Genomic DNA, 12,927 nt, shown 5'->3' on the forward strand with positions numbered 1-12,927 from the left:
ACGTGAGCGCGCGCATCATCGACGGCAAGGCCTTCGCCGCCTCGCTTCGCACCCGCGTCGGCCGCTTTGCCGCCGATTTCGCCGCCGCCGCCGGCCGCCCCGCCGGGCTGGCCGTCGTGCTCGTGGGCGAGGATCCGGCGAGTTCGGTCTATGTGCGCTCAAAGGAACGCGCGTCCGTCCAGGCCAATATCGCCGGCAGCGTCCACCGCCTGCCCGCGACGACCACGCAGGATGAATTGCTCGCGCTGGTCGCCCGGCTGAATGCCGATTCCGGCGTCGATGGCATTCTCGTCCAGCTCCCCCTGCCGCCGCAGATCAACACGCAGGCGATCATCGCCGCGATCGATCCGAACAAGGATGTGGACGGTTTCCACCCGGTCAATGCCGGCCGGCTCGCCAGTGGCCTGCACGGCTTCGTGCCCTGCACGCCGCTCGGCTGCCTGATGCTGCTCAAGGATCAGCTCGGCAGCCTGTCCGGCCTTGAAGCGGTGGTCGTCGGCCGCTCGAACATCGTCGGCAAGCCGATGGCGCAATTGCTGCTGGCCGAAAGCTGCACCGTGACGATCGCGCACAGCCGCACGCGCGATCTTCCCGCCACCGTGCGCCGCGCCGATATCGTCGTCGCCGCCGTCGGCGTGCCGGAACTGATCCGGGGCGACTGGATCAGGCCGGGCGCGATCGTGATCGATGTGGGCATCAACCGGATCGATCTGCCGGATGGCGGCACGAAGCTGGTGGGCGACGTCGCGTTCGACGAAGCGGTGGAGATCGCGGGCGCGATCACGCCGGTGCCGGGCGGCGTCGGCCCGATGACGATCGCGGTTTTGCTGCGCAACACGATCGTCGCCGCGCATCGCAATGCGGGGGTCGCGCTGGAAAAGGGCGCGTTGTGATCGGGCTCCTGCTCGCCGCCGGGATCGCGGCCGGCCAGCCTGTGGAGCAGGCCGAGCGCGCCTTCGCCTCGGCCGCGCAGACCGATGGCCAGTGGACCGCCTTTCGCCGCTTCATGGCGCCCGGCGCGCTGATCCTGACGGACGGCCCCGTCGATGCCGCGAAATTCCTGGCCCCGTTGAAGGATCCGCGCGTCGCGATCATGTGGTGGCCGGCCCGCACCGTCACGTCGTGCGACGGCAGCCTGGCTTTCTCCACCGGGCCGTGGCGCTCGGCCAGGGGCCATGGCCGTTTCCTCACCATCTGGCAGCGCCAGCCCGATGGCGGCTGGAAATGGCTCTATGACGGCGGCGGCGCGGACGAGCCGGGCGGCAGCCTTGCCGGCGATCGGGCCTTCGCCACGCGCGGCGTCCGCTGCCGCCGCCTTCCGCCCCCGCCCGAAATGCCCGGCGCGCTCGCCGGTGGCGCCTCGCGCGATGGCTCGCTGCGCTGGAGCCTCACGAAGGATGGCGTGGCCTACAGGATGCGCGTGCTCGCCTCGGTGACGGGCCGGTGGGAGATCGTCGCCGATCGCGTTGTAGGCACATGATTACCCTGTTCATCTCCGCCTTCGTCACCTTCTTCCTCGTGATCGATCCGCTCGGCTGCGCCCCCATCTATGCGGGGCTCTCGCGCGGGGCCGGCCCGCGCCAGCGGCGCGCGATGGCGATCCGCGCCACGCTGATCGCAAGCGCGATCCTGATGGTCTTCGCGATCGTGGGAGAGCCATTGCTGCGGGCGCTCGGCATCAGCCTGGAGGCGTTTCGCGTCGCCGGCGGCATCATGCTGTTCCTGATCGCGTTGGAAATGGTGTTCGAGAAACGCACCGAGCGGCGCGAGGGCCGCGCCGAGGAGATCGCCAAGCGCGCCGAGGCCGAACATCGCGAGATCGAGGACATTTCCGTCTTCCCGATGGCGATCCCGATGATCGCCGGCCCCGGATCGATCGCCACCGTGATGCTCTTCGCCTCGCACAATCACGGCCTCGCGCTCGTTACGGTGCTGGCCGCGCTCGTCACGGTGATGGGGCTGATGGCGCTCGCCCTGCTCGCCGCCGGGCCGATCATGCGCGTGCTGGGCGCCCGGATCGAAGCGGTCATCACACGTATGCTGGGCGTGATCCTGGCGGCACTCGCCACGCAGTTCGTGGTGGACGGACTGAAGGCAAGCTTCGGCTGATCCGGGCCGGCCGGCTCCTCGGCCCGGCATCCTGAAGCCGGTTGCGGCTCATTCCCCTCGAGCATGCACCGTGCTTCGGCGAGGGCCGGAGCGCGGGCCGCAGGGGTATTCGGTATCGCGGCAACGCTCCGGCCTTCGCCAGAGCGCAGTAAACCCATGCCGCCCGTGTTCGAAAAGGTCAGGCCCCGATGACCTCCCCCATCTATCGGGTGTCGCTTATCCCACCAGCCGCCAGAGCTTGAACGGCGAATTCTTCGGCAGTTCCACGCGCTCCAGCCACCGGGGCACCGTCCCCCGGTTCAGCTGAATGTAGAAGCCCTGCTTGTTCTCCGCCGCATAGACGGTGGATTCGCTCATGCCCGGGCACAGCAGCAGCATCGTCGCCCCATGCCGCTTCATCACTTCGTGCGCCACTTCCGGATCATCGCTGCGGAAGCTGTGCTGCACATCGAGAATGTCGCGCCAGGCGCGATGATAGGGGCCGGCGATCGCGCTGTGATGCGTCACCGCGATCAGGCGCGGCCCCAGATCGGTGAAGGTCAGGAAGGTGGCGGGCGGCAGCTGCGCGATCGGCTTCAGCGCCGGCAGCGTCGGGCAGCGCCGGTTCGCCTGATCCACCTTCTTGCGATAGGCGGTCTTGTGCTCGGGAATCCACTGGATGATGAGCCCCGCGGCCACGCCCGAAACCGCCACGAACGCCGCCACCGATCCCAGCACGCGCACCGCCATCGTCCGATGGTTGAGCGTCCAGCTCACAAGGGGCTGGCCCAGCGCGGTTGCGCCGATCACGCCCATCAACTGCGATGCCGGCCCCGCGCGCGTTTGCCACAGCAGCATCAGGAGCGAGAAGAGCGAGAAGAGCGCCACCAGCGTCCAGGGCATGGCCAGCGCCGTGCCCCGCGCGCGCCAGCGGGCGAAGAGGCTGCCGGCAAACCCCACCACCGAAAGCGCGACGATCGGGATCGAGACGCGCCAGCTATGCTCGTAGAGCGGCTTCGCCTCGCGGATATGGCTGAACCAGAGCTTCTCGGCCTCGGGCGAGATATGCTCCGGCCGCCCCAGGCATTGCGGCCAGAAATGCACGAAGGCGCCTGCGATCAGGCCGCCCGCCACCACGCCCAGCGCCAGCCGCACGGGCAGGGAGCGTACCGGTATCGCCGTCAGCAGCACCAGCGCGGCCCCCGCCTCCAGCAGGGTGGAAAGATAGACGGGCGTCAGCGCGTCGCACAGCGGCTGGGCGTTGTCGTAGCAGGCGAAGGCCGCATAGCCGGCGGCGGCCCCCGCCGCTAGGCTCGCGCCATAGGCCCGCAACCGATCCGCCTGCCCGCCATCCAGCACCCACCACAAGGCGATCAGCGCGCCCGCCGTCGCCAGATAGGGCATCAGTTCCAGCCCGATCGTCAGGCTCACCGCCGTCGCGATCCCGGTCGTCACACCGCCGCGCGTGCCCTTCGGATCGGCCATGCCGGCCACGGCGACGATGAGCGTCGCCAGTTGCCAGCCATGATGATCGATGCGCAGCGGCATCCACATGTTGAGCGTCGCCTGCGCGCACGCCAGGATCGCGGCCCCCAGCACATAGGCCTGCGGCGCGACGAGGCGGCGCACCGTGAGCATCAGGCCATAAAGCCCCGCGCCCATCGCCAGCAGCGGCGCGATCGCGCAGGCCCAGCGTATCGCCAGTTCCCCGCCCAGGATCGGGCGCAGGAGCAGGATCAGCCCCGCAATCGGCAGATCCACGATGCGCGACCAGTGGATGGAGATGCCGTCCGGCGGATCGATCCGGTGCTGGCGCAGATCATACCAGCCCTGCCCGCCCAGCAGCGCGCGCACCTGCGCGAAGCGCATATTGTCGTCCGTGTCGGACAGCGCGAACCAGTGGATCGCATTCCACTTGTAGTGGATCAGCCAGACGCAGGCGACGAGCCAGAACAGGAGGAACCAGCGCCGCCATTCGGGCGCCGGGTCGTTGCGGTCGGTGGTGATCCAGCTTTCCATCTTCGGCGCCCGCCTCTAGGGCCTGATCGCCCGGGGTGGAAGCGCCACGCGCGTCCGCGAAGGCGGACGGATGCGAAAGAGCGAGGGTCGATCGATACGATGGCGACGGCGGGCGGCGAGACGGGCGGCGGCGAAGCGGGTGGCAGCGACGCGGGCAAGGGCAGGCTGCTCGGCCAGCTGATCCGCTACGGCATCAATGGCGTGGTCGTCACCGGCATCTACACCGCCATCTATGTCGGGCTGGATACGTTCACCCATGCCCCCATCCAGCTCTGCAATCTCGCGGCCTTTCTCGTGTCGGTGGTGGTGGGCTACAATCTGCACAGCCGCATCACCTTCGCCGGGCAGGGGGATCGCGGCTGGCGCGCGTGGGTCCGCTTCTTCCTGGCCGCGCTGCCCAGCTTCGCGGTCAACGCCTTCTGGACATGGCTGCTCGCCACCTTCCTGCATCTGCCGCACTGGACGGTGCAGATCCCGATCTGGTTCGTCACGCCCTTCATGATCTTCGCGATCAACCGCTGGTGGGTGTTCAAATAGCGGACGACCGACGCGTACCCTGAGGGCCGGGCTTCCACTCCCGCGCCTGGCGCGTCTTCGGAATCGTCAAACCGCGAACGCGACGTCCTCGGCCGCCTGCAATCTTTCTATGTCCTGGCGCGGCGGCGCGCCGAACAGGCGGCGATATTCGCGGCTGAACTGCGAAGGGCTGTCATAGCCGACGGCGAAGCCCGCCGAGCCCGCGCTCGCGCCAGCCACCAGCATCAGCCGGCGTGCTTCCTGCAGGCGCAACTGCTTCTGGTAATCCAGCGGGGTCATGCGCGTGATCGCCTTGAAATGGGCATGAAGCGAGGAAGGGCTCATGCCCGCCGCGCTGGCGATGTCATCGATCCGCAATTGCGTGTGGAAGCCATTGCGGATCGTTGCGATCGCGCGGCCCACCTGGCCGATATGGCTATCCACCGATGCCAGGTGGCGCAGCATCGGCCCGTGCGGCCCGGTGAGCAGCCGATAGAGGATCTCGCGCTCGATCAGCGGCGCCAGCGTCGCGATGCTTTCCGGACGATCCAGTAGCCTCACCAGCCGGCAGGCCGCATCGATCAGATCCGGATCGCCGGGATAGACGGCCAGCGCGGAAAGGTCGTGCCGGGGGCCGGCGCCGCCTTCCGCCACGATCAGGTCCGCCAGCGCGCTCTGGTCCAGATCGATCTTGCAGCACAGATAGGGCGCATCGGCGCTGGCCTCCAGGACATGTCCCACCAGCGGCAGATCGACCGAGACGAGCAGATAGCGCGCGGCATCGTAGACAACCTTGCGATCGCCCAGCGATACGCTCTTGGCACCCTGGGCGATCAGGCAAAGAGATGCCTCATAGACGGCGGGCACGGGTTCGCTCGGCCCATTGGCCCGGATCAGCGTGAGGCGCGGCACGTTCGTCCCGGCCATGCCCGTATGCGGGGCGTGGCGGGTGATCGCGCTGGCGAGATCGGCGATGCTGTTCATGCCTCACCTGATCCACGAGCCCGCGCCGCGCCGCAACCGGCAAGGCCGCGATTTGGAGGATCGTGCAAGCCCTTCGGGCGATCGGCCTAACGCTTCGCCGCGCCTGACGTCACCTTGATCCCGACATTCCAAGCGAAAGGAAAGATCATGTCGGGCGTGAAGGACAAGGTTGTGCTGATCAGCGGAGCATCCAGCGGCATCGGCGAGGCGACGGTGCGCGAACTGGCGGCGGCCGGCGCCAACCTCTTCATCGGTGCGCGCCGCGGCGATCGGCTGAAGGCGCTGGCCGCGGAGCTGGGCGAGACGGTGGCGTGGAGCGAACTGGACGTGACGGACGAGGCGAGCTTCGATGCGTTCGTCGCCGCCGCCGAGGCGCGGTTCGGACGGATCGACGCGCTCGTCAACAATGCCGGCGTGATGCCGCTCTCGCCGCTCGCCGCGCTGAAGCGGGACGAATGGAAGCGGATGATCGACGTGAACATCCACGGCGTGTTGAATGGCATCGCCGCCGTCCTGCCCCGCTTCGTGGCGCAGAAAGGCGGGCATGTCGTGAACGTCGCGTCGGTGGGCGCGCATCTCGTGCTGCCGACGGCGGCCGTCTATTGCGGCACCAAATATGCCGTCTGGGCCATCACGGAGGGCCTGCGCCAGGAGCATGACGAGATCCGCTCCACGATCATCTCGCCAGGCGTGACCGCGACCGAACTGGGCGACGACATCAGCGATCCGCAGGTGGCCGCCGCGCTCAAGGAATGGCGGCAGAAATCGCTCACGCCCGATGCGATCGCCCGCGCGATCCGCTATGCGCTGGAACAGCCCGAGGGGGTGGACATCAACGAGGTGATCGTCCGCCCCACCGCCGCCAACATGTGAGGCGCGCACGATCGCCCATCCCGGCCTTCGGAGCGCCCGCCAGCCTCCCGAAGGCCGATCCCTGCGCCCGTCGTCCGGCCCATGCCGGCCGGACGACGGGCATGCCTCAAAGCTTGTCCGTCTTGGGCGTCGGGATCTTGGCAGGATCCGATCCCGGCGCGCGGCGCTTCTTCTTCGGCGGCCGGGGCAGGTTGGGCATCGGCAGATATTTGTGCTCGGGCATCACCCGGTAGAGGATGCCGCGCTTCTCGCCCGTCCAGATCGGCATCAGGCCGGGGAAACTCGCCCAGCTCTTCTGCGGCAGATTGATGAGCCACACATAATCGAAGGCGCCGCGCGGCAGCGCGTTGACGGCCTCCGGGAAGGTCTTGGCGTCCGCCTGCCGGCAGCGGAAGGGCCGCAATATCTGGCTCGGATCCTTGTCGTAATCGTCGGGCGGCACATATTTCACCACCAGCAACTGCGCGCCCGGATCGGCCCACTGGCCGTTCATGAAGGCGCCGCGCCGCACGATCGCCATCGATCCCAGATGATCCATGCGGGTCGTTTCCCACTGGCTCAGGCACTGGAGCGATGCCTGCACGAACACGCGGCTATAGGGCCGGATATGATCCAGCGCCTCCAGCTGGCGCTGGTTGGCCGCATCGTGATGCGCGAAACTCACCGTCAGCATCGCCAGCCGGCCCGCATAGAAAAGCACCGCCGCCGCCGCCACCGCCGCCGATTGCCAGCGCACGTTGCTCTTCAGCGTCAGCGCGATCGTGCCAACGGCGATCACATAGGGCGCCAGCCGCATATCCGCATAAGCCGAGTTCAGCAGGATGCGCGGCAGCAGCGCATAGGCGATCATCAGCATCAGGCTGGCAATGCCCAGCGTCCGGTTCATCCGCACCCAGACACCGCCGAGCCCGAAGGCGATCAGCCCCCACAGCAGATAGACGCCGGCAATATCCACCACCATCCAGTGGGTGCGCAGCGACGAGAGCAGGTAGATGTATTTCGCGCGCCAGAAGAAGAAGTCGGCATTGGCGCTCGTCCCCTCCGCCGCCTGATCGCTCGCACGCCATGCGAGCAGCAGCAGGATCGGCGGCGCGATCGAGAGGCAGGCCCAGCCGCCATTCCACAGCGATCGCCAGAAGCCCTGCCCCTGATCGCGCTGGCGCACCACCTCCGCCGCATAGGCGAGCAGGCAGAGCACCGCCCAGCCGAAGACATGGACGACGGTAAGCGCGATGCCGATCGGCACGAACAGCCAGTTCCGCAGGCGGAACCGCCCCTGGCGCCCAAGACGGAGCCACAGGGCGAAGGCGTTGAGCGCCAGCGCCATCGAGAAACTGAAATTCAGGAAGCCCCAGATGAAGGGGAAGCTGTAGGTCAGCGGCAGGGCGAACAGGGCCGGTGGTGTCACCCGCCCATGCGCTTCCCTGGCCGTCCACAGCAGGCCCGACGCCATCAGCACCGGGATCGCGATCACGATCAGCTTCAGGCCCAGTTCCAGCCCGAACAGGCGGGCCATGGGAATGATCGCGATATCCACGCCCAGATTGGCGAGGAAGCGCCATTCATAGCCGAAATAGAGCTGGCGCAGCGGCGAACTGGGATCGCTGATCTCGACGCGATAGCGGCCCATATGGCCGGGTAGGTCGGTCAGCGGCGGGGTGATCGGCCAGATCAGCGGGATCGCCGCCGCCAGCGCCATCAGCGTGAGGAACCAGCTGCTGTTCCACCACCCCTTGGGCGGGATGGACGAAGGAAGCGCGGGCCGGAACATCCGCCCGCCTTACGAAGTAGGAGGCACAGGCGGCAAGAGGCTAGGTCGGATCGATCCTCATCCCCGTGCCCGCCGGGGGGGGGGGGGCAGATTAAAACACCGGCCCCCTTTCCGGCGCCCCCGCCTCCAGCCCCTCCCCCTCGGTCGCCCGGAACAGATCCGCACCGAACGGCATCACCGAAAAACGGCCTCCCCAGCAAAAAGCCGGCGGGATCGCCCCCGCCGGCCGCTCTCGCTCCCGAATGAACCGCTCAGCGGTAGCGCCAGCCGCCATGATAGCGATAGCGCTCACGCCACCAGCGATTCTGATACCAATAGCCGCGCCCCGGATAATGGCGGCCGACGACATAGCGCTCGCGCACCACGACGGTGCGGCCATTGGGGCGGCAACGGCCCGCCGGCCCGCGATGGAAGCCTGCGCCGCAGCCCTGCGCCGCATCGGCGGGCGCGCTTGCGGCGACACCGGCGATGGCGGCGCTTGCCGCCAGCGCGATCGCGATCATTTTCTTCATTCCGTCTCTCCAACCCTGATGGGTGGGTGGCGAACGCCGCGTGCCGATCCGCGTTCCTCGGCTGGCCGCGCGATCAGCCGCGACGCAGCCGCGCGATGAAGAAGCCGTCGGCGCCGCCCTCCGCTTCCAGCATCCCCGGCAGCACGCGCACCCAGCCCTCAGGGCTCGCGACGATTCCCCCCGGCAGTTCGCCCGCCTCGGGCGGCACGATCGCGAAGCCGCCGTGGCTCGCGAGGAAGGCCTCGATCGTGCGCTCGCCCTCGTCCGGCTCCAGCGAGCAGACCGCATAGACGAGCGTGCCATCCGGCTTCAGCGCGCCCGCCGCGCGCGCCAGCATCGCGCGCTGCCGCTCCGCCAATTGCTGGATCGCGCGCGGGCGGACGCGATGGAGCACGTCGGGATGGCGCCGGAAGATGCCCGTGGCGGAGCAGGGCGCATCCAGCAGCACGGCATCCACCGGCCCCTCCGGAGAGAAGGTAAGCGCGTCGCCGATCCTCACCGCCGCCGCCAGCTTCGTACGCGCCAGATTGTCGCGCATCCTTTTCACGCGATTTTCGGCCAGCTCCACCGCCGTCACCCGCCAGCCCGCGGCAGCCAGCTGCATCGTCTTGCCCCCCGGCGCCGCGCACAGATCCAGCACCGTACGCCCCGCGCCCGGCCCCAGCAGACGCGCAGGGAGGGAGGCCGCGATGTCCTGTGCCCAGAAGGCGCCGTCCTCGAATCCCTCCAGTTCGGTCATGCGCGTGCCGGCGGGCAGGCGCAGATGGCCGGGCGCAAGGCTGGTCGCGCCCAGCCGCGCAACCCATTCCTCCGTCCCGGCCGGCGCGCGCAGCGAAAGATCCAGCGGCGCCAGCGTGGCCGCCGCGCGCATCGCCGCTTCCACCATCGCCTCGCCCCAGGCCGCCTCCCAGCGCGCGGCGACATCGCCGGGCAGGCTGGGCGGATCGGGCAGCGTGACGCCCGCGCGCGAAAGCGTGCCGAACACGCCATGCACCAGCTTGCGCGGCCCGCCATCCACCAGCGGCAGGGCGGTCGCGATCGCGGCGTGGGGCGGCGTGCCCAGCAGGATCGATTGCGCCAGCGCGATGCGCAGCACGAAGCGCGCCTTCGCATCATCGGGCAGCCGCTGGCGCGTCGCGCCGTCTATCGCCGCGTCCAGATCGGTCAGGTGGCGCAGCACGGCACCCGCGATCGCATGGGCCAGCGCGCGATCCTCCGCCCGATCCAGGCCCTTGGCGGCCTTGTCCAGCGCGCCTTCCAGCGGCAGACCGCGCCGGAGCACGGCATCCAGCAGGCGAAGTGCAGCGGCGCGCGCGGGGAAGCCTGCTGGTGCGGACTTGTCGGGATCGGGGGAAGTGGCCATCTGCGCTCATGTGGCCGCGAAGCGAGCCCACCGCAACGTCATCGGCCTATGAGGAGCCGCAGCATGTCCGCCGAACCCTCCCGCCGCCCCGCGCATGTGAAGCCGCCCGCTCATCTCTCGAAGAGCCCGCCCGTGCCGGAGCCCCGCCCTTCCGACGGGGCGCCGGATCCGGATCGGCCCCTCGCCCCCACCCGTTATGGGGATTGGGAGCGCAAGGGAATCGCTGTCGATTTCTGAGGGCTCGCGAAGCTTCCGATTCTCCCGCGCTGAACCGCACGGCCCCTTGCCAGTCCACGCCCGGCCGGAACGAAGGCGGCCATGGCGCGTCATCTCGCGGTGCGCATGCCGCTGACCTCCCATTCCCGCCTCCGCATCGCCCTCGCCGCGATCGCAGGTACGCTCCTGCTGCTCCTGATCGCGGCGCTCGCCCTGCTCACTTATGGCTGGGCGTGGCTGCACGATCCGATTGAGCGGCAGCTGAGCGCCCGCTTGGGGCGCGCCGTGACGATCGGATCGGTTCGCCGGATCGATCATGGCGTCTCGAATGCCACGCTCGCGATCGACGATATTCGCGTCGCCCAGCCCGGCTGGGTCGGCGGCGGAGAATTCGCCACGATCCGCCGGGCGCGAATCGTCCTGCCGATCCTGCCCGTGCTGCGCGGCGCCATCCGCCCCGATTCGATCGAGTTGGAGGGCCTTCGCCTCCACCTCATCCGCCGCGACGCGCAGCACGCAAACTGGAAGGGCCTGCCCGCGAGCGGCGGTGGCGGCGCGAGCGGCGGTGGCCCCCGCCATTTCGCGATCCGCGACGGCGGGATCCGCTTCGACGATTTCAAGCGCGATCATTTCTTCCGCGCCGCGCTCTCGGCGGACGATGCCGGCTTCCGCCTGACGGGCACGGGCACGCTGATCGGCCGGCCCACCCGCCTCGCCCTGTCCGGGCCCGGCCTTGTCGGCGGCGGCGCCTGGCCTTTCCGCCTCGAATATCGTTCGCCCATCGCCAACGCCACGCTTGTCGGCCGCGCGGACAAGCCGCTGGACATCGGCCATTTCTCGGCGCGGGCCACGGCCTGGGGCGATGATCTCGCGCATCTCGATCTGCTGGTGGAAGCGGGCCTGCCCGGCACCGCGCCCGCGCGGATCACGGCCGATGTTCGCCACGATCGACCCGACTGGTCGATCCGAAGCTTCGCGATCACGCTCGGCCGCTCGCAGGCCACAGGCGCGCTCGACGTGACGAAGCAGGATGATGGGCGCACGCGGCTTTCCGGCCGCGTCGTCGCCAGCGCGCTTGATTTCGACGATCTCGCCAATGCCGAGGGGCGGGCGCGGGGGGCGGCCCGGCGCGCCGCATCCCCCGGCCGCCGCCTGCCCGATACGCGCATCGCGCTGGATCATCTGATGAAGACGGATGGCGATCTGGATGTCGAGATCCGCCGGCTGCTGTTCCGCACGCCGACCATCTTCCGGGCGATGCGCGGCCATATGGCGCTGGATCACGGTACGCTCGCCATATCGCATTTCGCCACAAGGCTGGATGCGGGCATGCTCGCGGGCGTGATCCGGATCGCGCAGGCGGATCGCACGACGCGCCTCCACCTCGATCTGCGCCTTTCGGGCGGCCGGATCGAGGCGCTCGCCAGCGATACGGGCGCCTTTTCCGGCGCGCTCGCCGGCCATTTCCGGCTCGATGGCGCCGGGCCGACGATCCGCGCCGCCCTCGGTACGGCGGATGGCCGCCTCGCCCTCGTCGGCAGCGACGGCACGCTCGGCCGCAAGACGGCATTGCTGCTCGGGCAGGATCTCGGCCGGGGGCTGCGCGCGAAGGATGAGGATTCCGCCCTCCTGCGCTGCGGAGTCGGCGCCTTCGATGTCCGCCACGGACAGGCCCGGCCGGAGATCCTGCTGATCGATACCAGCGTCGCCCGCGCCGACGCCACCGGGCTGATCGATCTCACGCATGAGCGAGTCGATCTCACGCTCACCGGTGCGCCCAAGCAGAAGAGCGTGCTGCGCATCCCCGGCCCGATCCGCGTGACCGGCCCGCTCTTTTCACCGGAGGTCAGCGCGCCTGAAGCAAAATCCACGCGCGGCATCTTCAGGGCCATCGGCCGCGCGCTCTCCGGCAAGCCGCAGCCGCTGGCCGCCGATGCCGATTGCGCCCGCCTCGCCGCGCGGGCGCTGCGCTAGGCCGGATCGGCATCCGGATTCCGGACTCTCCGGGGGGCTTCGAAGCCCGCTTATCCTTCAGGACAAACGGCGTCGATCGATGCCGACTGGCGTCAGGCCTGCCGCGCCGCCGTCTCGCGAATGAGCGCGATCATGTTTGGTATGCCCTGCGTGCGGTTGGAGCTGAGCTGTGCCTTCAGGTCGAACGGCGCCAGCGCGCCTTCGATATCGATCGCGCCGATTTCGGTGGCCGTCTTGTCCTGCACGGCCTGCAGCACCAGCGCGATGATCCCCTTCGTGATCGCCGCGTTCGAATCGGCCAGGAAATGCAGCCGCCCTTCCGCCGCCTTCGTCGGATAGACCCAGACGGAGGCGGAACAGCCGCGCACCAGCGTGGCATCGGTCTTCAGCGCGTCTGGCATCGGCTCCAGCGCCTTGCCCAGATCGATCAGCAGGCGATAGCGATCGTCGGCATCGAGGAACTCATATTCGTCGAGAATGTCGGTCAGCGGGTTCGCCATGCCCGCCCGCTAGAGCCTGATCGCCGCGAGGGAAAGCGCTTTGCGTGGCCCGGTCCCGGCGCCGGGCGGCCCGCCGCGCGCCCGTCCTGCGGTGGCCGGCACCCCCCGGAA

General features: G+C 69.2%; 13 protein-coding genes. 7 read left to right on the forward strand and 6 right to left on the reverse strand.

The window, feature by feature from the left end; all coding sequences use genetic code 11:
• Positions 1-2: 2 nt before the first annotated feature.
• The 3 genes from folD to DI605_RS00895 are packed head-to-tail and all read left to right on the forward strand — an operon-like array spanning position 3 to position 2,109.
• A complete protein-coding gene (gene folD / locus DI605_RS00885) occupies positions 3-893 on the forward strand; it encodes a bifunctional methylenetetrahydrofolate dehydrogenase/methenyltetrahydrofolate cyclohydrolase FolD (RefSeq protein ID WP_293967950.1) in 891 nt (296 codons plus the stop codon).
• Positions 890-1,480: a hypothetical protein gene (locus DI605_RS00890; RefSeq protein ID WP_293967953.1), complete on the forward strand. Its 591-nt coding sequence runs from the start codon at positions 890-892 to the stop codon at positions 1,478-1,480. Before folD ends, DI605_RS00890 begins: the two co-directional genes overlap by 4 nt.
• Complete coding sequence (locus DI605_RS00895) at positions 1,477-2,109, forward strand: MarC family protein (protein ID WP_293967955.1); 633 nt, start codon at positions 1,477-1,479, stop codon at positions 2,107-2,109. The genes DI605_RS00890 and DI605_RS00895 overlap by 4 nt, the downstream gene beginning before the upstream one ends.
• 216 nt (positions 2,110-2,325) lie before the next feature.
• On the opposite strand, the gene DI605_RS00900 is transcribed toward DI605_RS00895, so the two are convergent.
• Complete coding sequence (locus DI605_RS00900) at positions 2,326-4,107, reverse strand: AcrB/AcrD/AcrF family protein (RefSeq protein ID WP_293967957.1); 1,782 nt, start codon at positions 4,105-4,107, stop codon at positions 2,326-2,328.
• A 99-nt stretch (positions 4,108-4,206) separates the two neighbouring features.
• On the opposite strand from DI605_RS00900, the gene DI605_RS00905 reads away from it, so the two are divergent.
• Positions 4,207-4,644 carry a GtrA family protein gene (locus DI605_RS00905; RefSeq protein ID WP_293967960.1) on the forward strand — a complete coding sequence of 146 codons (438 nt, stop codon included), beginning with the start codon at positions 4,207-4,209 and terminating at the stop codon, positions 4,642-4,644.
• Positions 4,645-4,710: 66 nt separating this feature from the next.
• On the opposite strand, the gene DI605_RS00910 is transcribed toward DI605_RS00905, so the two are convergent.
• Positions 4,711-5,607 carry an AraC family transcriptional regulator gene (locus DI605_RS00910; protein WP_293967962.1) on the reverse strand — a complete coding sequence of 299 codons (897 nt, stop codon included), beginning with the start codon at positions 5,605-5,607 and terminating at the stop codon, positions 4,711-4,713.
• 147 nt (positions 5,608-5,754) lie between these two features.
• On the opposite strand from DI605_RS00910, the gene DI605_RS00915 reads away from it, so the two are divergent.
• Positions 5,755-6,480: an SDR family oxidoreductase gene (locus DI605_RS00915; protein WP_293967965.1), complete on the forward strand. Its 726-nt coding sequence runs from the start codon at positions 5,755-5,757 to the stop codon at positions 6,478-6,480.
• A gap of 106 nt (positions 6,481-6,586) precedes the next feature.
• Here the strand turns inward: DI605_RS00915 and DI605_RS00920 are convergent, their stop codons facing one another.
• The 3 genes from DI605_RS00920 to DI605_RS00930 all read right to left on the reverse strand — a co-directional run bounded on the left by DI605_RS00920 (position 6,587) and on the right by DI605_RS00930 (position 10,126).
• On the reverse strand, positions 6,587-8,251 hold the full coding sequence (locus DI605_RS00920) for a hypothetical protein (RefSeq protein ID WP_293967968.1): 1,665 nt from the start codon (positions 8,249-8,251) through the stop codon (positions 6,587-6,589).
• Between the two features lie 251 nt (positions 8,252-8,502).
• Entirely contained in the window at positions 8,503-8,763 is a 261-nt protein-coding gene (locus DI605_RS00925; protein WP_293967971.1) for a hypothetical protein, read from the reverse strand.
• Positions 8,764-8,836: 73 nt separating this feature from the next.
• Positions 8,837-10,126 (reverse strand): RsmB/NOP family class I SAM-dependent RNA methyltransferase, encoded by a 1,290-nt coding sequence (locus tag DI605_RS00930; protein ID WP_293967974.1) that lies wholly within the window; start codon positions 10,124-10,126, stop codon positions 8,837-8,839.
• 63 nt (positions 10,127-10,189) lie between these two features.
• Here DI605_RS00930 and DI605_RS00935 point away from each other — a divergent pair, with 63 nt between their 5' ends.
• Entirely contained in the window at positions 10,190-10,363 is a 174-nt protein-coding gene (locus DI605_RS00935; protein ID WP_293967976.1) for a DUF1674 domain-containing protein, read from the forward strand.
• An 81-nt stretch (positions 10,364-10,444) separates the two neighbouring features.
• On the forward strand, positions 10,445-12,316 hold the full coding sequence (locus DI605_RS00940; RefSeq protein WP_293967979.1) for an AsmA family protein: 1,872 nt from the start codon (positions 10,445-10,447) through the stop codon (positions 12,314-12,316).
• A 92-nt stretch (positions 12,317-12,408) separates the two neighbouring features.
• Here the strand turns inward: DI605_RS00940 and DI605_RS00945 are convergent, their stop codons facing one another.
• Positions 12,409-12,816 carry a SufE family protein gene (locus tag DI605_RS00945; protein WP_293967982.1) on the reverse strand — a complete coding sequence of 136 codons (408 nt, stop codon included), beginning with the start codon at positions 12,814-12,816 and terminating at the stop codon, positions 12,409-12,411.
• Positions 12,817-12,927 lie beyond the last annotated feature (111 nt).

This window comes from Sphingomonas sp. (genome assembly GCF_003248515.1).
Lineage (GTDB): Bacteria > Pseudomonadota > Alphaproteobacteria > Sphingomonadales > Sphingomonadaceae > Sphingomonas_I.